The 19,293-nt window shown below is 68.6% G+C and carries 13 protein-coding genes and 4 pseudogenes; 7 read left to right on the plus strand and 10 right to left on the minus strand.

The genetic code is table 11. The features are described 5' to 3' along the window. Window positions 1-14 precede the first annotated feature (14 nt). The 3 genes and pseudogenes from ACFJGX_RS01350 to priA all read left to right on the plus strand — a co-directional run bounded on the left by ACFJGX_RS01350 (window position 15) and on the right by priA (window position 4,417). A complete protein-coding gene (locus ACFJGX_RS01350) occupies window positions 15-641 on the plus strand; it encodes a thioredoxin family protein (RefSeq protein ID WP_382322972.1) in 627 nt (208 codons plus the stop codon). 76 nt (window positions 642-717) lie between these two features. Beyond that, window positions 718-1,822, plus strand: a pseudogene (hemE, locus tag ACFJGX_RS01355) (uroporphyrinogen decarboxylase). 446 nt (window positions 1,823-2,268) lie between these two features. Then, window positions 2,269-4,417 (plus strand): annotated as a pseudogene (gene priA, locus ACFJGX_RS01360) (primosomal protein N'). A gap of 95 nt (window positions 4,418-4,512) precedes the next feature. Here the strand turns inward: priA and ACFJGX_RS01365 are convergent. Together ACFJGX_RS01365 and ACFJGX_RS01370 are read right to left on the minus strand one after the other, a co-directional pair. Further along, window positions 4,513-4,914: a hypothetical protein gene (locus ACFJGX_RS01365; protein ID WP_382322970.1), complete on the minus strand. Its 402-nt coding sequence runs from the start codon at window positions 4,912-4,914 to the stop codon at window positions 4,513-4,515. Continuing rightward, complete coding sequence (locus ACFJGX_RS01370) at window positions 4,911-5,414, minus strand: GAF domain-containing protein (RefSeq protein ID WP_382162605.1); 504 nt, start codon at window positions 5,412-5,414, stop codon at window positions 4,911-4,913. Before ACFJGX_RS01370 ends, ACFJGX_RS01365 begins: the two co-directional genes overlap by 4 nt. 140 nt (window positions 5,415-5,554) lie before the next feature. Here ACFJGX_RS01370 and ACFJGX_RS01375 point away from each other — a divergent pair, with 140 nt between their 5' ends. Then, the gene (locus tag ACFJGX_RS01375; RefSeq protein ID WP_382327590.1) at window positions 5,555-6,520 is read left to right on the plus strand and encodes an MBL fold metallo-hydrolase; all 966 of its coding nucleotides are present in this window, start codon (window positions 5,555-5,557) and stop codon (window positions 6,518-6,520) included. 7 nt (window positions 6,521-6,527) lie between these two features. Here the strand turns inward: ACFJGX_RS01375 and ACFJGX_RS01380 are convergent, their stop codons facing one another. The 3 genes and pseudogenes from ACFJGX_RS01380 to ACFJGX_RS01390 all read right to left on the minus strand — a co-directional run bounded on the left by ACFJGX_RS01380 (window position 6,528) and on the right by ACFJGX_RS01390 (window position 11,636). Further along, window positions 6,528-7,463 (minus strand): hypothetical protein, encoded by a 936-nt coding sequence (locus ACFJGX_RS01380; protein ID WP_382322968.1) that lies wholly within the window; start codon window positions 7,461-7,463, stop codon window positions 6,528-6,530. A gap of 931 nt (window positions 7,464-8,394) precedes the next feature. Then, window positions 8,395-10,540, minus strand: a pseudogene (gene katG / locus ACFJGX_RS01385) (catalase/peroxidase HPI). Between the two features lie 133 nt (window positions 10,541-10,673). After that, complete coding sequence (locus ACFJGX_RS01390; protein ID WP_382322965.1) at window positions 10,674-11,636, minus strand: AEC family transporter; 963 nt, start codon at window positions 11,634-11,636, stop codon at window positions 10,674-10,676. Window positions 11,637-11,738: 102 nt separating this feature from the next. Between ACFJGX_RS01390 and ACFJGX_RS01395 the strand changes: the two are divergent. Together ACFJGX_RS01395 and ACFJGX_RS01400 are read left to right on the plus strand one after the other, a co-directional pair. Next, window positions 11,739-13,818 (plus strand): annotated as a pseudogene (locus ACFJGX_RS01395) (ATP-dependent helicase). Further along, a complete protein-coding gene (locus ACFJGX_RS01400; RefSeq protein ID WP_382327592.1) occupies window positions 13,815-14,405 on the plus strand; it encodes a hypothetical protein in 591 nt (196 codons plus the stop codon). Before ACFJGX_RS01395 ends, ACFJGX_RS01400 begins: the two are co-directional and overlap by 4 nt. Here ACFJGX_RS01400 and ACFJGX_RS01405 read toward each other — a convergent pair. From ACFJGX_RS01405 to ACFJGX_RS01420, 4 genes are all read right to left on the minus strand, one after another. Next, window positions 14,314-14,565, minus strand: coding sequence for a hypothetical protein (locus ACFJGX_RS01405; protein ID WP_382162628.1), 252 nt, complete (start codon window positions 14,563-14,565; stop codon window positions 14,314-14,316). The genes ACFJGX_RS01400 and ACFJGX_RS01405 overlap by 92 nt on opposite strands. Continuing rightward, window positions 14,565-15,848, minus strand: coding sequence for a TRAP transporter large permease (locus ACFJGX_RS01410; protein WP_382322962.1), 1,284 nt, complete (start codon window positions 15,846-15,848; stop codon window positions 14,565-14,567). The genes ACFJGX_RS01405 and ACFJGX_RS01410 overlap by 1 nt, the downstream gene beginning before the upstream one ends. A 24-nt stretch (window positions 15,849-15,872) precedes the next feature. Next, window positions 15,873-16,388 (minus strand): TRAP transporter small permease, encoded by a 516-nt coding sequence (locus tag ACFJGX_RS01415; protein WP_382322961.1) that lies wholly within the window; start codon window positions 16,386-16,388, stop codon window positions 15,873-15,875. Between the two features lie 71 nt (window positions 16,389-16,459). Then, a complete protein-coding gene (locus tag ACFJGX_RS01420; RefSeq protein WP_382163770.1) occupies window positions 16,460-17,443 on the minus strand; it encodes a TRAP transporter substrate-binding protein in 984 nt (327 codons plus the stop codon). A 107-nt stretch (window positions 17,444-17,550) separates the two neighbouring features. Between ACFJGX_RS01420 and ACFJGX_RS01425 the strand changes: the two genes are divergently transcribed. After that, window positions 17,551-18,468: a LysR family transcriptional regulator gene (locus ACFJGX_RS01425; RefSeq protein WP_382162638.1), complete on the plus strand. Its 918-nt coding sequence runs from the start codon at window positions 17,551-17,553 to the stop codon at window positions 18,466-18,468. Between the two features lie 7 nt (window positions 18,469-18,475). Here the strand turns inward: ACFJGX_RS01425 and ACFJGX_RS01430 are convergent, their stop codons facing one another. Continuing rightward, entirely contained in the window at window positions 18,476-19,120 is a 645-nt protein-coding gene (locus tag ACFJGX_RS01430; RefSeq protein ID WP_382322960.1) for an N-acetyltransferase, read from the minus strand. Window positions 19,121-19,293: the final 173 nt, after the last annotated feature.

Raw genomic sequence — 19,293 nt, forward strand, 5'->3', positions numbered from 1 at the left:
TCAGGAGTGCCACCATGCAACGCCGTCCCCTGCTCGCCCTGGCCGTCTTTTCGCCCCTGGGCACGATGCTGGTCACGCCCGCGTTCGCGGCCCCCGGTGTGGGCCAGCCCGCGCCCGACTTCAGCCTTCAGGACACCACCGGCAAGCCCGTCAAGCTCTCGGACTTCAAGGGCAGGACCGTGGTGCTGGAATGGAACAACCCGGGCTGCCCCTTCGTGCGCAAGCACTACCAGGGCAACATGCAGGCGCTGCAGAAGGAAGCCACCGCCCAGGGCGTGGTGTGGCTCGCGATCAACTCCACGCGCGACGACAGCGCCGACTACCAGTCGCCCCAGCAGCTCGGCCGCTGGATGACCGAGAAACAGGCCAGCCCCACCGCCACGCTGATGGACGAGGACGGCAAGGTGGGTGAGGCCTATGCCGCGCGCGTCACGCCGCACATGTACATCGTCAATGCGCAGGGCCTGCTGGTGTACGCCGGCGGCATCGACAGCATCCCCTCGGCGCGGGTGGACGACATCCCGAAGGCCACCAACTACGTGCGCCAGGGCCTGGGCGAACTGCGCTCGGGCAAACCGGTGAGCGTGGCCACCAGCCGTGCCTACGGCTGCGGCATCAAGTACAAGAACGGCGCAGCGTAGCCGACCTGCGCCTGCGCCCTGGGTGGGGGCCGATAATCCCCCCGATACCCCCCCCACCCCAGTCCCCGATACCGACATGCCCTTTGCTCCCCTGCAGAACGACACCTTTCTGCGTGCCTGCCTTCGCCAATCCACCGACCACACGCCCGTCTGGCTCATGCGCCAGGCCGGCCGCTACCTGCCCGAGTACCGCGCCACGCGCGCCCAGGCCGGCAGCTTCATGGGGCTGGCGACCAACACCGACTACGCGACCGAAGTGACGCTGCAACCGCTGGAGCGTTACGCGCTGGACGCGGCCATCCTGTTCAGCGACATCCTCACCGTGCCCGACGCCATGGGCCTGGGCCTGTCGTTCGCCCTCGGCGAAGGCCCGAAGTTCGAGAAGACCGTGCGCACCGAGGCCGACGTGGCCGCGCTGGCCGTGCCCGACATGGACAAGCTGCGCTACGTGTTCGACGCCGTCACCTCGATCCGCAAGGCGCTCAACGGCCGCGTGCCCCTGATCGGTTTTTCGGGCAGCCCCTGGACGCTGGCCTGCTACATGGTCGAAGGCGGCGGCAGCGACGACTACCGCGCCGTGAAGTCGCTGATGTACGCGCGCCCCGACCTGATGCACCGCATCCTCGCCGTCAACGCCGACGCCGTGCGCAACCTACCTCAACGCGCAGATCGACGCCGGCGCCCAGGCCGTGATGGTGTTCGACAGCTGGGGCGGTGTGCTGGCCGACGGCAAGTTCCAGGACTTCAGCCTGGCCTACACGCGCCGCGTGCTGGCGCAGCTCAAGCGCGAACACGGCGGCGTGGTGATTCCGCGCATCGTCTTCACCAAGGGCGGCGGCCTGTGGCTGGACGACATGAAGGACCTCGACTGCCACGCCCTGGGCCTGGACTGGACCGTGAACCTGGCCCGCGCGCGCGCCCAGGTGGGCGAAGGCGCCCACGGCAAGGCGCTGCAGGGCAACATCGACCCCAACGTGCTGTTCGCGCCGCCCGAGCGCATCGAGGCCGAGGTGGCCGCGGTGCTCGAGAGCTTCGGCCGGCCGCACCAGGGCGCCGGCACCGGCCCCACGCACATCTTCAACCTGGGCCACGGCATCAGCCAGCACACCCCGCCGGAGCACGTGTCGGTGCTCGTGGATGCGGTGCATTCGCATTCCCGGCGGCTGCGTCAGGCGGCCTGAAGCGCTCCCGTTTTTGCAGCTGGACCGGGGCTTTTGGCCTGCCCCGGCGCCCTTGGGGCGGCGGATGCAACGCCCCCGTTCTGGCGTCATGAAGGCGTCAAAAAGCCGCCGTCTGAACCGGCCATAACACAAATAATGCCGAAAAAGTCACTTGACACGCCTTACTTATGCACAAAACTCGTGCTGCGGTGCGCCATGAGGCCCGCCGCGGCCAGGCGCCAGACAAATCCTACAAGTGCCTCGTAAGTTATTGATTCATATAGATTTTATTTTCTGCTTTTTTTGCGGGCAGTTTAAGCAAACCCTTGATTTGCAAGGCTTCCGACGGCGCGCAGGCAAACTATCAACAAAGTTATCCACAAAAAGTCTGGATATGTTCCGATGCTCTGTCAAATCAACAACTTAGCGCGCGTTCCGACAGTCCAGCTGAGGAATGGGCGCTAAGCATGGCTTTCTGGCCCAGCGTCGTCGTGCGCACCCCGGCCCACAGCGGGGTGGGCGCCAGCCTGACTTACCGGAGTGAGTTGTCGCTCGCACCGGGCACCTTGGTGCGGGTGCCGCTGGGTGCCCGGGAGGTGCTGGGCGTGGTCTGGGAATGCCCCGACCAGCCCCCCGAAGGCCTGAGCGAAGCCCAGACCAAAACCGTGGCCGGCGTGCTCGAAGGCCTGCCGCCGCTCAACGCGCGCTGGCGCCAGCTGCTGCGTTTCGCGGCGCAGTACTACCAGCGCAGCCTGGGCGAGGTGTCGCTGGCGGCCCTGCCGCCGCAGCTGCGCGACCTGAACACCGTGCAGCTCGCCCGACGCCTCAAGAAAAGCCAGAAACAGCAGGCCGCCCGCGCCCCGCAAGCCCCGCCCGACGGCACGGCCACCGACATCGGCCTGGACCTGAGCGACGAACAGCGCGAGGCCCTGCAGGCGCTGGAAGCCGCGCAGGCCCCGGTGCTGCTGTACGGCGCCACCGGCAGCGGCAAGACCGAGGTCTACCTGCAGGCCACGCAGCACGTGCTGCAGGCGCAGGCCGACGCGCAGGTGCTGGTGATGGTGCCGGAGATCAACCTCACGCCGCAGCTGGAAGCGCGCTTTCGCGAGCGCTTCGAGCCCCTGTTCGGCGCGGGTGCCCTGGTCTGCCTGCACAGCGGCATGACGCCCGCGCAGCGCCTGGCCGGCTGGCTCGCGGCGCACACCGGCCAGGCGCGCATCGTGCTGGGCACGCGCATGGCGGTGCTGGCCAGCCTGCCGGGGCTGCGCCTGATCGTGGTCGACGAAGAGCACGACCCCAGCTACAAGAGCCAGGAAGGCGCACGCTATTCGGCGCGCGACCTCGCGGTCTACCGCGCCAAGGTGGAAACGGAGGCGCTGGTGGCCGAGACGGGCGATGCGGCGGCGCGCTGCCGCGTCGTGCTCGGCTCGGCCACGCCCTCGCTGGAGAGCTGGCACGCGGCCGACCAGGGCCGCTACCTGCGCCTGGCCATGCCGGCGCGCATCGGCGGCGGCGCGCTGCCGCGCCTGCGCCTGGTCGACATGAACCACCAGCCCAAAGGCGCGGTGCTCGCCCCGCCCCTGGTGGCCGCGATGGCCGAGCGCATCGCGCGTGGCGAACAATGCATGGTGCTGCTCAACCGGCGCGGCTACTCCCCGGTGCTGGCCTGCCACGACTGCGGCTGGAAGAGCGCCTGCCCGCACTGCAGCGCCTTTCGCGTGTTCCACAAGCTGGACCGCACGCTGCGCTGCCACCACTGCGGCTTCACCGAGCGCGTGCCGCGCGCCTGCCCCGAGTGCGGCAACCTCGACATCGCGCCCATCGGCAAAGGCACGGAACAGGTGGAAGAGCAACTCGCCAGCCTGCTGGCCGACGTGAAGCGCCCCGACGGCGGCCCCGCGCGCGTGGCGCGCATGGACGCCGACTCGACCCGCCTCAAGGGCAGCCTGGAACAGCAGCTCGCCACCATGCACAGCGGCGAGGTGGACGTGCTGGTGGGCACGCAGATGATCGCCAAGGGCCACGACTTTCGCCGCATCACGCTGGTGGCCGGCATCAACGCCGACTCGGGCCTGTTCGCCAGCGACTACCGCGCGCCCGAGCGCCTGTTCGCGCTGCTGATGCAGGCCGGTGGGCGCGCCGGGCGCGACGCGGTTTTCGTGAGCAGCCAGGGCAGCGAGAGCGAGCTGTGGGTGCAGACCTGGACGCCGCAGCACCCGCTGTTCGCCGCGCTGCGCCGGCACGACTTCCCGGCCTTCGCCGCGCAGCAGCTGGGCGAGCGCGAAAGCGCGGGCATGCCGCCCTTTGCGCAACCAGGCGCTGCTGCGCGCCGACGCGAAAACCCAGCAGGCGGCCCAGGCCTACCTGAACGCGGCCGCGCAGGCCGCCGACGGCCTGCCGCACCGCGACGAGATCACGCTCTACCCGGCGGTGCCGCTGACCATCCAGCGCGTGGCGAACGTGGAGCGCGCGCAATTGCTGGTGGAGGCCGTCTCGCGCGCCGCCCTGCAGCGCTTCCTGAGCGCCTGGCAGCCGGTCTTGCTGGAGTGCCGGGGCCTGCCGCAGGCGCGTGGATTGGTGCGTTACGCGGTGGACGTGGACCCGCTCGCGATCTAGAGGGATCCCCCCGCGCCGCCTGCGGCGTCACCCCCCAGGGGGCAACACCTGCGGGCCGGCGAAGCCGGACCCGCGGTGTTCTGGAGGGCGCCTCTTCAGGCGACGAGGATTTCCGGCATCGGCCAGAGCTGCTCCAGCGTGTGCACCACGTCGCGCAGGCGGAAGGGTTGCAGCAGCAGGCGGCGCACGTCAAGCTCCTTGAGTCGCACCACCAGCTCCGCGTCGGCGCTGGCCACCATCACCGCCACCGGAATGTCGGCCTCGCAGCGCAGTTCACCCGCGCGCAGCCGCGTGAGCAGCGCCAGCGCCGCGTCGCGCTCGGCCAGCGAGAGCAGCAGGCCGTGGTCCACGTTGCTCTGCATCCATTTTTCGCCCTGGGCGATGCTGGTCGCCTGCTGCAGCCGCACCAGCTGCAGCTCGCGGCACACCGAGGCCACGGTGCCGCGCACCAGGCCATCGGGTTCGATCAGCAGCACCTGCGGCCGGCCGGCGCTCACGACACCGCCTCCTCGCGCCGGAACAGCTCCTCCACCACCAGGTCGCGCAGGCCGTTGAGGATGGCCTCGTCCAGTTTGTCGAAATCGCGCGGGCGCCGGTCCATGATGCACAGCGTGCCCACCACCTGCCCGTACGGCAGGCGCAGCAGCGCCCCGGCGTAGAAGCGCACATAGGGCTGGCCCACCACCATGGGGTTGTCGGCGAAGCGGGGATCGGCCAGCGCATCGGGCACGATCAGCGTCTTCGCCATCGCCACCGCGTGGCCGCAGAAGGAAATGTCGCGCGGCGTTTCCTGCACGTCCTCCAGGCCGAAGGACGACTTGAACCACTGGCGATCGTGATCGACCAGCGACACCAGCGCGATCGGCACGTTGAACTCTTTCGCCGCGAACGCCGAAATGCGGTCGAAACGCTCCTCGGGCGGCGTGTCCAGGATCACCAGGTCGCGCAGCGCCTTCAGGCGCTTCGCTTCGTTGTGCGGCAAAGGGGGCTTGATCATGCGGGCTCCTGGCCGGTCATGTCGCCGGCTCGCCTTGAAGATCGGCAGTCGGCCCGAAAACGTGAGACCCGCAAAGCCGACCGCGCTCAAATATAAGTAAATTGCGATATAAGAGCAGGCAAGACTACTGGAGACGACCCGTGCCCCGACTTTCCCTTCGCTGGTGGCTTGCGCCCCTGATCGCCCTGGCCACCTTCGCCGCCCAGGCCCAGCCCGCCGCCGACACCGGCCCGGCCATGACCGTGGAGGCGGTCGGCCCCCACAGCTACTACGTGCAGGGCCTGACCCAGCTGGGCTCGACCAGGAACCAGAACTTCATCAGCAACGCCGGTTTCGTGGTAACCCCCGAGGGCGTGGTGGTGGTGGACGCGCTGGGCTCGCCCCGGCTGGCCGAGCGGCTCACGCAGGCGATCCGCCAACGGACCGACAAGCCGATCACGCACGTGATCCTGACCCACTACCACGCCGACCACATCTACGGCCTGCAGCACTTCAAGCAGCTGGGGGCGAAGATCATCGCGCACAGCGCGTCGCGCGAGTACATCCAGTCCGACACCGCGCGCCTGCGCCTGGAGGCCTCGCGCACCGACCTCGCGCCCTGGATCAACGAGCAGACCCGCATCGTGCCGGCCGACGTCTGGATCGACGGACCCACCGCCCTGAAGGTCGGTGGCGTGGTGTTCGAGCTCACGCCGGTCGGGCCCTCCCACACGCCCGAAGACCTCACGGTGTTCGTGCCTTCGGAAAAGGTGCTGTTCGCGGGCGACCTGTTCTTCAACGGCCGCCTGCCCTTCGTGGGCCAGGCCAACAGCCGCCAGTGGATCCTGTCGCTGGAGCGCCTGCTGGCCTTCGACGCCAAAGCGGTCGTGCCGGGGCACGGCGCCGCGTCCACCGACCCGAAGAAGGACATCGGCACCACGCGCGACTACCTCAAGCACCTGCGCCAGAGCATGGGCGAGGCGGTGGAGAACTTCGTGCCGTTCGAAGAGGCCTACGACAAGACCGACTGGTCCGCCTTCGAGACCATGCCCATGTTCGGCCCGGCCAACCGCATGAACGCGTACAACACCTACCTGCTGCTGGAGCAGGAGGCCTTGAAGCGGTAGGCAACCGTCAAGGCGCGCTCAAGCGTCGACCCGCCTGGGCCGGCGGGCCTACCGGCATGGCGGTTTCCATCCGCGAGACCGTGTCGCGCAGGGTGTCCCAGACACCTTGGCCTTGTGCCGCCAGGGCATGCAGCAGATCGCAGAACTCCTGCGCGCTCGGTTCGACCGGCAAGGTCTGCTGCAGCGTCATCACCACCGCCTCGCGCTGCGGGAGCACGCTGAACAGCACATCGCCGCCCGCGCCCATCAGAAAGTTGCTCCACAGCAGGCCCTGCCACAGCTTTTCACGCGGGCCGATTGGCGCCATGCCCAGGTCGAGGCTCACCTGGAAACGCCCGGGCACCAACGGGTCGTGCCGCAGCAGCATGTCCACGCCGTCCACCCGCAGGCTGCCCTCGCCACGCCGCAAGGCATGGCGCTCGGCGATGCCCACGTGGTCGCAGAGCGCGTCGATCAGCGGCTCCCAGCCATCGGGCTGCGTGGACACGGGCCGCCGGGTGCGCCGCAGCGGAGCCAGGGCCTGGAAGTCGGCCATGGCCTGCCGCGACGGCAGGGCCTGCCAATGCGCCCGCGCGCAGACCAGCAGCTCACGCAGCCAGGCGGCCAGCTCGGCACCCGTGGTCTGCGTGTCCAAGGGGTGGTGCGCGGTGAGCATGGCCAGATCGCCCTCGGGTGACAGGCTCCAGCCCAGGCTGCCGTTGCAGGCCCATTCGAAGTTGCTGACCAGCAGCCGGTGCCAGATCCATTCGCGCTGGTGCGGGTCGGCCGGTCCCAGGTTCAGGCGCGCCTGGACCAGGTGTGGCGCATTTTCTGCGTCGTGATGCAACAGCAGTTCGTGCCCGCCCACCTCCAGCAGCCCGCCGTCCTGCAGGCGGTGCGCGTCCCGCAGGCCGAGGTGTTCGCCCATCTGCGCCAGCACCCGTTCGAGCTCGGAGCGCGCCATCGACCCGGCCTACCGCGCACGCACCCAGGTGCCGGACCGGAAGCGGTAGCTGGGCGCGAGCACGCCCTGGTCCTTCGTCCAGGTGTCGTAGATCGACCCCGCCTGGCACGCCCATGCGCGTTCGGAAAATCCGTTCGACAGGTTGTCGAACAGGCCGACGCGCCGTGCACGGAAAACACGGCGGACTTCACCAGCAACACCGGCAGGCAGACGCACAGCATCGCAAGCACGCCCTGCACCTTGCCGTCGCCGGTGGCCAGCCAGTCGGCGAAACCGTCGCCCCACAGCGCCCGCACCAGCCGGCTTTTGCCCAAGGACTGGGCCAGGCCCCCATCGCCCCACTCCTTCGAGGCGCATGCCACGGCATGCGCCAATGGAATCGCGACCGTGTTCAACGCCAGCAGCAGCGGAAACGCCAGCACGGCCGTGAAAACACGGAACACCCTGGCCAGAAGCGGGTGCCTTTGCGCAAACGTGGGCAGGCTCTTCACGGCCTGGACATCCTGGTGCACCAACACCCGCGCCCTCACCGAGGGAGGGTCCTCTCGCAGCGACGGCGCGGAGATCGAAATGCCCGAAACCTCATCAGAACCCGGCAAGGGGCCAGAGCCGGCCTTCGTCGATGCCCAGGTGTTGCCAGGGCTGAGCGCAATGCCCCTGGGGCTTTCCACCTTTTTGAAGGGGTCGACCCCGACCTGGGCGACCCTCCTCGCGCTGAACCCAACCACGTCCATGAACCACATCCTCACAACACGAACACAACACCCGTCCCCATCGCACCGCGACGGGTCCAGCATGAGTGCGCCCCCATGATCGAAAGTTTGGTTGATGCAGCAACGGCATGGGCCTCGCCGCCGGGGACATCGGCCCATGCCCAAAACAAAAGCCCCGGGATTCGGCATCCCGGGGCTTGGACGGATGCCCGAAACGATCAGGCGATGTCGAACCGGTCCAGGTTCATGACCTTGGTCCAGGCGGCCACGAAGTCCTTGAGGAACTTCGACTGGCCGATCCGCGCTGGCGTACACCTCGGCATAGGCGCGCAGCACCGAGTTGGAGCCGAACACCAGATCGTTGCGGGTGGCGGTGTACCGCAGCTGGCCGCTCTGGCGGTCCTTGCCTTCGAACACCTCGGCCTCGGCATCCACCGGCGTCCACACGGTGTTCATGTTCAGCAGGTTGACGAAGAAGGCATTGGTGAGTGCGCCGACCCGGTCGGTGAACACCCCGTGCTGGCTGCCGTCGGCGTTGGCGCCGAGCACGCGCAGGCCCCCCACCAGCGCGGTCATCTCGGGCGCCGTCAGCGTGAGCAGCTGCGCCTTGTCGACCAGCAGCGCTTCCGTCGACGCGGCGCTCTTGCCCGCCTTGTAATTTCGGAAGCCATCGGCCTCGGGCTCCAGCACGGCGAAGGATTCGACGTCGGTCTGGTCCTGCCGCGCATCGACCCGCCCGGGCGTGAACGGCACGTCCACGGCGACCCCCGCGGCCTTGGCCGCCTGCTCGACACCGACCCCACCGGCCAGCACGATCACGTCGGCCAGCGAGGCCTTGCCCGAGGCTTTCTGGATCTCCACCAGCTTGGGCAGCGCCCTCACCGCCACCTGGTTGACCACCCAGTCCTTCTGCGGCGCGAGCGCCAGGCGCGCGCCGTTGGCGCCACCGCGCTTGTCGCCACCACGGAAGGTGGAGGCCGAAGCCCAGGCCACCGAGACCAGCTCGCTCACCGACAGGTCCGAGGCCGCGATCCGGGCCTTGAGGTCGGCGATGTCCGCCGCCGTGGGGTTGTGCGTGGCCGCGGGCAGCGGGTCCTGCCAGATCAGGTCTTCCTTCGGCACTTCAGGGCCAAGGTAACGCGCCTTGGGTCCCATGTCGCGGTGCGTCAGCTTGAACCAGGCGCGGGCGAAGGCCTCGGCGAAGGCTTGCGGGTCGTTGAGGAAGCGCTGGGAGATCTTGCCGAACTCGGGATCGAAGCGCATGGTCAGGTCGGTGGTGAGCATCTTGGGCTTGTGCTTCAGACCGGGCACGTGCGCATCGGGGATGATCTCCGGCGCGTCCTTGGCGACCCACTGCCTGGCGCCCGCGGGGCTGCGCTCCTCTTCCCATTCGAACTTGAACAGGTTCTCGAAGAAGTTGTTGCTCCATTGCGCGGGGGTGGTGGTCCAGGTCACTTCCAGGCCGCTGGAGACGGTGTCCTTGCCATGTCCACTGCCGAAGTCGCTGGTCCAGCCCAGGCCTTGCGCTTCGATCGAACCGCCCTCGGGTTCCTTGCCCTTGTGCGATTCCGGCGCCGCGCCGTGCGCCTTGCCGAAGGTGTGACCACCGGCGATCAGCGCGACGATTTCCTCGTCGTCCATGGCCATGCGGTAGAAGGTGGCGCGGATGTCCTTGGCCGCGGCCATGTAGTCGCCGCTGGCGTTCGGGCCTTCGGGGTTCACATAGATCAGGCCCATGTGCGTCGCGCCCAGGCTCTTGACCAGGACACGGTCGCCCTCGAAGCGCTGGTCATCGCCCAGCCACTTGGTCTCGGCGCCCCAGCTCACGTCGGTATCGGGTTCCCACACGTCCTCACGGCCCGCCGCGAAGCCGAAGGTGCGAAAGCCCATGGACTCCAGCGCCACGTTGCCCGCGAGGATCATGAGGTCGGCCCAGGAGATCTGCTGGCCGTATTTCTGTTTGATCGGCCACAGCAGGCGGCGCGACTTGTCGATGTTGACGTTGTCGGGCCACGAGTTGAGCGGCGCGAAGCGCTGCTGGCCACGGCCACCGCCGCCACGGCCGTCGGTGGTGCGGTAGGTGCCGGCCGAGTGCCAGGCCATGCGGATGAACTGCGGGCCGTAGTGGCCGAAGTCGGCGGGCCACCAGTCCTGGCTGTCGGTCATCAGCTTGTTCAGATCGGCCTTGAGTGCCTTGTAGTCCAGCTTCTTGAATTCGGCCGCGTAGTCGAACGATTCGCCCAGCGGGTTGGACTTGGCGGAGTGCTGGTTCAGCACGTCCATGCGCAACTGGTTCGGCCACCAGTCCTTGTTGCTGGTTCCGACACCGGAACCGTGGTGGAAGGGACACTTGGCTTCTGACATGGGGATCTCCTTTGTGGTTGGCGGGGATGAGCCAACGCACTTTAGAGAGCCACCCCGGGGGTGTCAAAACAAAAGCCTGGATGAAGGACATAGGCAGTGCCTATCGAAGCTTCATTCTCCCGTCACGAAAGCTTCAGGTCAGCAGCGCCACGGCCCCGGAGAACGTGAGGAAGGCGGCCGCCGTGGTCACGAGGATGATGCGGGCGATGCGCCCGTTGTCGGCGCCGAAGCGCTCGGCCAGCAGCGAGACGTTGCTCGCGCTGGGCAGCGCGGCCACCAGCACCATCACCACCAGCGTCGGCCACGACAGTGGAGCACCCGCGCGGATGGCCAGCCAGCCCACGGCGAGCACCAGCAGCGGGTGCACGAAGAGCTTCATCAGCGCCACCGGCAGGTAGTCGGCCAGGGGCATGGGGTGGTTGGCCGTCATCCGCGCGCGCGCCAGCACCGCGCCAATGGTGAACAGCGCCACGGGCGAGGCCGAATCGGCCAGCAGCCACACCGTCTGCTCCACCGGCTTGGGCAGGGTGAAGGCCCAGGCCGAGGCCAGGCCGCCGAGCACGATGGCCCAGGGCATGGGGTTGGTGAGCACGCCCTTGAGCGCCTTGCGCGTGGCCTCGGCCACCGCCGAGCGGCCCTGGCCCTGCGCCTCGTCCAGGCGCGAGAGCGCGATGCACAGCGAGCTGGTGATCACCATGTCCACCACCATGGTGAGGATCACGGTGCCCGCCGCCGACGCGCCGAGCAGGGCCACGATCAGCGGCACGCCCATGAAGCCCGAGTTGGGAAAGGCCGCCACCAGCGCGCCCAGGGAGGCGTCGTTCCAGCGGATGCGCGCGTTGCGCGTGAAGGCGATGGTGGCGCCCACCACGATGAGACCGCACAGCAGGTACAGGCCGGCCACCCAGCCGTCGAGCAGCTGCGCGATCGGTGTGGTGGAGCCGAAGCGGTACAGCATGCAGGGCAGCGCGAAGAACAGCACGAAACCGTTGAGCCCGGGAATGGCCTCCAGCGGCAGCATGCGCCGGCGCGCGGCCACGTAGCCGGCGAGCACGAGCGCAAAGAAGGGGAAGGTGACCAGCAGGATGTGCAGCACGGGGCCGATTGTCTCAGGCGCCCGTGGGCGGCCCGCGACACCCCGCCCGGTATGATCCAACGCTCTTTTCCCGCCTTTCCCGACGCCCGCCCGCCTCCCTCCATGTCCCACGGCCTGAACCTCGCGCAACTGGAAGCCGTGAACCACCTGGCGGGGCCCTGCCTGGTGCTCGCGGGCGCGGGCTCGGGCAAGACGCGCGTGATCACGCACAAGATCGGCCGGCTCATCCAGGCCGGCCTGGCGGCCGACCGCATCGCCGCCATCACCTTCACCAACAAGGCCGCCGCCGAAATGCGCGAGCGCGCGGCGCAACTGGTGGGGCGCGACGCGCGCAAGGTGCTGATCTGCACCTTCCACGCGCTGGGCGTGCGCCTGCTGCGCGACGACGGCGAGGTGCTGGGCCTGAAGAAGCAGTTCTCCATCCTCGACACCGACGACATCACCAGCCTGCTCAAGGACTGCGGCGGCACCACCGACGCGGCCACCGCGCGCGGCTGGCAGTGGGGCATCAGCGCGTGGAAGGGCGCGGGCATGAACGCGGCACAGGCCCTCGCTCAGGCCAAGGACGAAAACGAGCGCGTGATGGCGACCATCATGGCGCGCTACGAAGAGCGCCTGGTGGCCTTCCAGAGCGTGGACTTCGACGACCTCATCACGCTGCCGCTCAAGCTGCTGCGCGAGCACGAAGACGTGCGCGCGCGCTGGCAGAAGAAGATGGGCCACGTGCTGGTGGACGAGTACCAGGACACCAACGCCACGCAGTACGAGCTGCTCAAGCTGCTGGTGGGCGAACGGGCGCGCTTCACCGCCGTGGGCGACGACGACCAGTCCATCTACGGCTGGCGCGGCGCCACGCTGGACAACCTGAAGAAGCTGCCGCACGACTTCCCCGAGCTCAAGGTCATCAAGCTGGAGCAGAACTACCGCTCCACCAGCGCGATCCTTCGCGCGGCGAACAACGTCATCGGCCCCAACCCCAAGCTGTTTCCCAAGACGCTGTGGAGCGACCTGGGCGAGGGCGAGCCGGTGCGCGTGGTCGATGCCGACAACGAGGAACACGAGGCCGAGCGCGCGGTGGCGCGCATCCTGAGCCTGCGCGCGAGCTCGCAGCATAAGGAGTGGCGCGACTTCGCCATCCTCTACCGCGCCAACCACATGGCGCGCCCGTTCGAGCAGTCGCTGCGCCGCGCGCAGGTGCCGTACAAGGTCTCGGGCGGCCAGAGCTTCTTCGACAAGGCCGAGATCCGCGACCTCTGCGCCTGGCTGCGCCTGCTGGTGAACAACAACGACGATCCGGCCTTCCTGCGCTCGGCCACCACGCCCAAGCGCGGCATCGGCCACACCACGCTGCAGCAGCTGGGGGCCTTCGCCACGCAGTACAAGCTGAGTCTGTTCGAGGCGCTGTTCGCCAACTCGCTGGGCACCGCCCTGCCCCCGCGCGCGGTGCGCAACGCTGCACGAGTTCGGCCGCGCGGTGAACGACCTGGAGTACCGCGCGCGCCACACCGTGGGCCACGAGGCCGGGCGCGCCTTCCTCACCGAGTGGCTCAAGGACATCGACTACGAGAAGCACCTCTACGACAGCGAGGACAACGAGAAGGTGGCGGCCGCGCGCTGGACCAACGTGATGGACTTCTGCGACTGGGTGGCCGGGCGCTGCGGCGGCAAGCTGGAGGAAGAGGACGGCGTGAAGATCGAGAGCGAGCGCAAGAGCCTGCTCGAGGTGGTGCAGACGATCGCCCTGCTCTCCACGCTGAGCGAGCGCGAGCAGGACCAGAACGTGGTGACGCTCTCGACGCTGCACGCCTCCAAGGGCCTGGAGTGGCCGCACGTGATGCTGGTCGGCGTGAACGAGGGCCTGCTGCCGTTCAAGATGGACGAGGAGCCCGGCCAGAGCGACGCGCAGGCGGCCGACATGGCGCAGCGCCTGCAGGAAGAGCGCCGCCTGATGTACGTGGGCATCACGCGCGCGCAGCGCACGCTGGCGGTGAGCTGGCTCAAACGCCGCAAGAAGGGGCGCGAGAGCGTGCCCGGGCAGGCCAGCCGCTTCATCAAGGAGATGGCGCTGGACCAGGCCACCGTGAAGGAAGACCCGCGCGAGAAACTGCGCGCGCTGCGCGCCGAGTTCGCGCAACGCGCCACCGACCAGGCCGCCCAGAAGGCGGCCGACCCCGCCTCATGAAACACCTCTGCCTCGCCGCCGCGTGGGCGCTGCTGGCCGGCGCCGGCCATGCGCAAGCGCCGGCCACACCCCCGACCGTCTGCAGCCAACCCGGCGACATGGCGCCCAGCCAGCTCTACGGCCTGTGGCAGCTGGTGCTCTGGCCGCAGGAGGGGGGCAGCGAGGCCGCGCCCGCCTCCACCGGCGCGCTGCTGTTCGAGCGCCACCCGGAGTACCCGGACAGCGTGCGCGGCAGCCTGAAACGCAGCACCGCCGGCAACGACCGGCAGGCGGTGGTGTCCGGGGACGTCATGGACGGCGAGTTCAACCTCGACGAGTCGGCCGACGGCGCTGCGCATGGACGCGGTGTGGGAAGGCCACGTCACCGCCTCGGGCTGTCGCCAGGAACTGCGCGGCATCCGCCGCTCGGCCCAGGGGCGCGGCACACCGGCCGAACCGGCGATGAACTTCGTGCTGAAGAAGGTGCCGGGCTGGCGCTGAGCCACCCCTGCGAAGTCAAGGCCGGGGGTCGACCGGCGGCTGCAGCAGGTGCCGGTTCTCCGGCGCCTGGAAAAAATCCACCAGCACCTGCAGGTCGCGCTTGTTGAACTGCGCATAGCCCTCGCCGGACTCGATGCGCGAGGACAGCACGGCCACGCCCTCGTCGAAGAAGTGCAGCGACAGGCCGCGATCGAGCACCACGTCGGTGATCTCGCCCTGGGGCGAGACAGCCGCGTCAGGGCTGGAGCGGCGGGCGGCGCGGCGCATCAGAAGCCCAGCGCGTGCGGCAGCCAGGTGGAGATCGCGGGCACGAAGGTGAGCAGCAACAGCACCACGAGGTGGGCCCACAGGAAGGGCGGCAGCTCGCGCGTGAGGGCCATGAGCGGCACCTTGGTCGCCACCGAGGTGACGAACAGCAGCCCGCCCACGGGCGGCGTGATCATGCCCAGCGTGAGGTTGACGATGACCACCATCGCGAAGTGGATCGGGTCGATGCCCAGCGCGGCCGCGATCGGCGCCAGGATGGGCACGAGGATGGTGACGCCGGGCAGCGGCTCCATGAAGATGCCGAACAGCAGCAGCAGGATGTTCACCGCGATCAGGAAGGTGACGGGCGAGAGATCCCAGCCGATGATGGCCTGCGCCAGGTCCTGCGGCACGCCTTCGATGGTGAGCACCCAGGCGAAGGCCGACGAAGCGGCCACCACGAACAGCACCGAGGCAGTGAGCATGGCCGAGCGCGCCGCGATGCCGGGCAGCGCCGACCACTTGAGCGTGCCGTAGACCCACTTGCCGCAGACCAGCGCGTAGAACACCGCGACCACCGAGGCCTCGGTGGGCGTGAAGACGCCGAAGCGGATGCCGACCAGGATGATCACCACCAGGAACAGCGCGGGCACCGCCTTGATGGTGTTCATGAGCATCTCGCGGCCGGTGGGGCGCGGGGCGTCGGAGCGGAAGTCGCGCCGGCGGCAGACCCACCAGTTGACCCAGCTCATGGCGGCGGCGATCAGCAGGCCGGGGATGAAACCGGCGATGAACAGCGCGCCGACGGAGACGTGCTCGTCCTGCAGCGCGTAGATGATCATGATGATCGAGGGCGGGATGATGGGCCCCACGATGGCGGTGCTGGCGGTCAGCGCGGCCGCGTAGGCGCGGTCGTAGCCGGCCTTGTCCATCATGCGCACCATCATCGAGCCCGGGCCGGCGGCGTCCGCCAGGGCCGAGCCCGAGATGCCCGAGAAGATGGTGAGCGACAGCACGTTGGCATAGCCCAGGCCACCGCGCAGGTGGCCGACGAACTGCGAGGCGAAGCGCAGCAGCACCAGCGTGAGCGCCCCGCCCGACATGATCTCGGCCGCCAGGATGAAGAAGGGCACCGCCATCAGCGGGAAGCTGTCCACGCCGGTGAACATTTCCTTGAACACGATGATCTGCGGGTACTGCCCGCCCAGGGCCACGGCCAGGGCGGCGGCGATGGCGAGCGAGAACGCCACGGGCACGCCGATCAGCATGAGCACGACGGCGGCGACGAACAGGGTGATGACCATGGTTGGGGGTTCCGCGTCAGGGGCTCAGAGCGAGGCAGCCGCCTCGGCGTCCATCTCGGGCGACTCGTGGAAGCGGCCGTCGATCACGTAGCGGCGCACCAGAAAGGCCAGGTGCACCAGCATCAGGATGAAGCCCGCGGGCAAGGCCGCGTAGATCCAGGCGAACGAGATGCCGGTGGCGGGCGTGGTCTGGAACCGCATCACGCTGGTGTAGACGATGGAGAAATACGTCATCGACACGCAGAAGCCGGCGATCAGCAGCGCCACGACCGCACGCAGCACCCGCGCCAGCGGCGTGGGCACGGCCTGGTGCAGGTTGTCGATCGCCACGTGCCCGCCGAAGCGCAGCACCAGCCCGGCGCCCAGGAAGGTGCCCCAGATCATGAGGTGGCGCGCGACCTCTTCGGCCCAGACGATGGAGTCGTTGGTGGTGTAGCGCAGCACGACGTTGGCGAACACGATGACGGACATCGCCGCCAACAGCAGGATCAGCACCCAGCGGTTGACGGCCACCAGGGCGTTCTCGAATCGGTCGATCATGGGGATTTCCTGCAGCGCACGTGCACAAGCGCACCACCCGGCACGGGGCCGGGCGGTGCGGGGTCAGACGGTCACTTCGCGTTGGCGATGCGGTCGATCAGCTCTTTGCCGTACTTGGAGGCGTACTGCTGGTAGGCGGGCGAGAGGGCCTGCTGGAACGGCGCCTTGTTGGGCACCTCGGTGATCTGCATGCCCTGGGCGCGCAGCTCGTCCACGCCCTTCTTCTCGATGTCGTCGACGAACTGGCGCATGGCCTTCGCGCCGTCCTTGGCGCCCGCGGTCACGGCGGCCTTCTGACTGTCGTTGAGCGAGTCCCAGAACTTGGGCGAGACCAGCAGCATGGCCGGCGAATACACGTGGCCCGTGAGCGCCAGGTGCTTCTGCACCGCCGAGAGCTTGGCCGAGGCGATCACCGAGATCGGGTTCTCCTGGCCGTCGATGGTGCCCTGCTGCAGCGCGCCGGTGACTTCGGGCCAGGCCATGGGCGTGGGCGCGGCGCCCAGCGTGCGGAAGGCGGTGATGTGCACCGGGTTTTCCATCGTGCGGATCTTCAGGCCCTTGAGGTCTTCGGGCTTGGTGATCGGGTGCTTGCCGTTGGTGATGTGGCGGAAACCTTGCTCGCCCCAGGCCAGCGCGACCAGGTTGCGCGACTTGAACTTGCCCAGCAGGTCCTGGCCGATCGGGCCGTCGAGCACGCTGCGTGCGTGGTTGATGTCGCGGAACAGGAAGGGGATGTCGGTCACACCGACTTCGGGCACGAAGTTGCTCAGCGTGCCGGAGGAGACGATGGCCGCTTCCACGGTGCCCAGCTGCAGGCCTTCGAGCAATTCGCGCTCGCCACCCAGGGCGCTGGAGGGGAATTGACGGAACTTGAACTGGCCGTTCGTGGCCTTCTCGAACGACGCGGCCCAGGCGTTGGCGCCGGCACCGTAGTGCGAGTTCGGGGCCAGGGCGTAGCCGATCTTGACTTCGCGGGTCTGGGCATGCGCAGCGGTGCTGATGGCAAGGACTGCGGCGCCCACGGCCAGCAGGCCGGCGCGGCGGGAAATGGACATCATGTTTGTCTCCGATCGTTGTATGCCGGGTATGGCGGTCGCCACTGTATTGAGATGCCGGCATTCGAGCCAATACCGTTTGCAGGCCTCTGTTATATGATTTTCGTATGCCTGACATCCGGCAACTCCGCTATTTCATCGCCGTCGCCGAAGAGCTGAACTTCATGCGCGCGGCCGAGCGCCTGCACATCAGCCAGCCGCCCCTCTCGGTGCAGATCAAGGCGCTGGAGGAAGAACTCGGCGTGCAGCTGTTCGAGCGCACCAACCGGGGCGTGGTCATGACGCCGGCCTCGCAGACCTACTACGTGGAGGTGCGCGCCGTGCTCGCTCGGCTGGAGCACGCGCGCATCCTGGCCCAGCGCAGCGCGCGCGGCGACACCGGCTCGCTGGCGGTGGGCTTCGTGTCCATCGCCAACGTCACCATGCTGCCCCAGGCCCTCAAGCTCTGCCGCGAGCGCTACCCCGGCATCGAGCTGCACCTGTCGGAAGAGACGCTGGACATGCAGGTGCCCAACCTCAAGACCAACAAGATCGACATCGGCATCGCGCCCGGGCCGATCAACGAGCCAGGCCTGTCGTTCCAGCCGCTGTTCGACGAGCGCCTGGTGCTGGCCCTGCCCGACAGCATGAAGGAGGCGCACATGAAAAGCCCCAGCATGAAGCTCTTCAAGCACCAGCCCTTCGTGCTGTTCGGCCGCCCGATGGCGCCCGGCCTGTACGACGCGGTGCAGGACTACTGCGCGCGCGCCGGCTTCACGCCCGAGATCGTGCAGTACGCGCGCCAGATGCAGACCATCATCTCCATCGTGTCCACCGGCCTGTGCATCTCGCTCATTCCGTCCTCGCTCTCGCAGCTGCAGCGCCCGGGCGTGGCCTACGTGGTGCCGAAGGAGCCCAGCCCGATCGTGCGCATGGGCCTGCTCTACCGCACGCAGGACCGCAACCCGGCGGTGAAGAACTTCATCGACATCGCGGCCGAGGCGTCGCGCTCGTGGAAGAAGCGGCGCCCGCCCGCGCTGCGCTGAGACCCGCTCAGACCCCTCGCATGCCGGTGGCGGCGGCGAAGCGCGCCAGCGTCCAGCCGCTGCCAAGCAACAACATGCGCGTGTGCAGCTCGTCCATCACCTCGGGCGCCACCTCCGGCCCGAGGTAGGTCAGGGTCTTGTCCTGCAGGCGCACGCAGCCCAGCTCATGGTCGCGCGCCAGCGAACGCCACAGCGCGTGCGCACCCGGCGATTGGCGCGCGCCGGTCACCAGGCACAGGCCCGCGCCCAGACCCCAGCGGTAGATGGCGCTCGCCAGGCCGCGCCGCTGGTAGGCCTCACCGTAGCTGGAATGGGGCGCGCGCACCACGCGGTCGGCCGCGCGGTTGACTTCGATGAGGCGGTTGAACACCGTGTAGCCCGCCAGCCGTCGGTGCCGGACGTCTTCCACATACACATAGAACTCGCCATCGGCCTCGCGGTAGCGCACCACGAGGTCCGGGTCGTTCAGCGGGATGGCGGGAATGCCATGCAGGCGATCACCGGGCTGGTGGATGCGGTCGTAGATCGAACCGAAGGCGTCCTCCATGGGCTGGCTGGGACGCTCCACGTCGATGCGCAGCTCCGTGCACCGGCGCCACCACGCGGGTGGCGCGAACGACCAGGAAGGCGGAGGCGAAAGGGTGAGAACCATGGACGGAAAACTCCAGACGTGCAGGCACGGCCGCGCGCGAGCGCGGGCATGGAACGGCCTTGGCGAAGAAGGCCGGGCGGCAGGTGCGTGGAGGGGGGTGGACTCGGACCGCGGGCTAGCCGCGGGCCTCGATGCGCCGGAGGCGTTGACCTGTCACGCTCAGGTCAACGCGA

This window comes from Hydrogenophaga sp. UC242_50 (genome assembly GCF_042697355.1).
Classification (GTDB): Bacteria; Pseudomonadota; Gammaproteobacteria; order Burkholderiales; family Burkholderiaceae_C; genus Hydrogenophaga.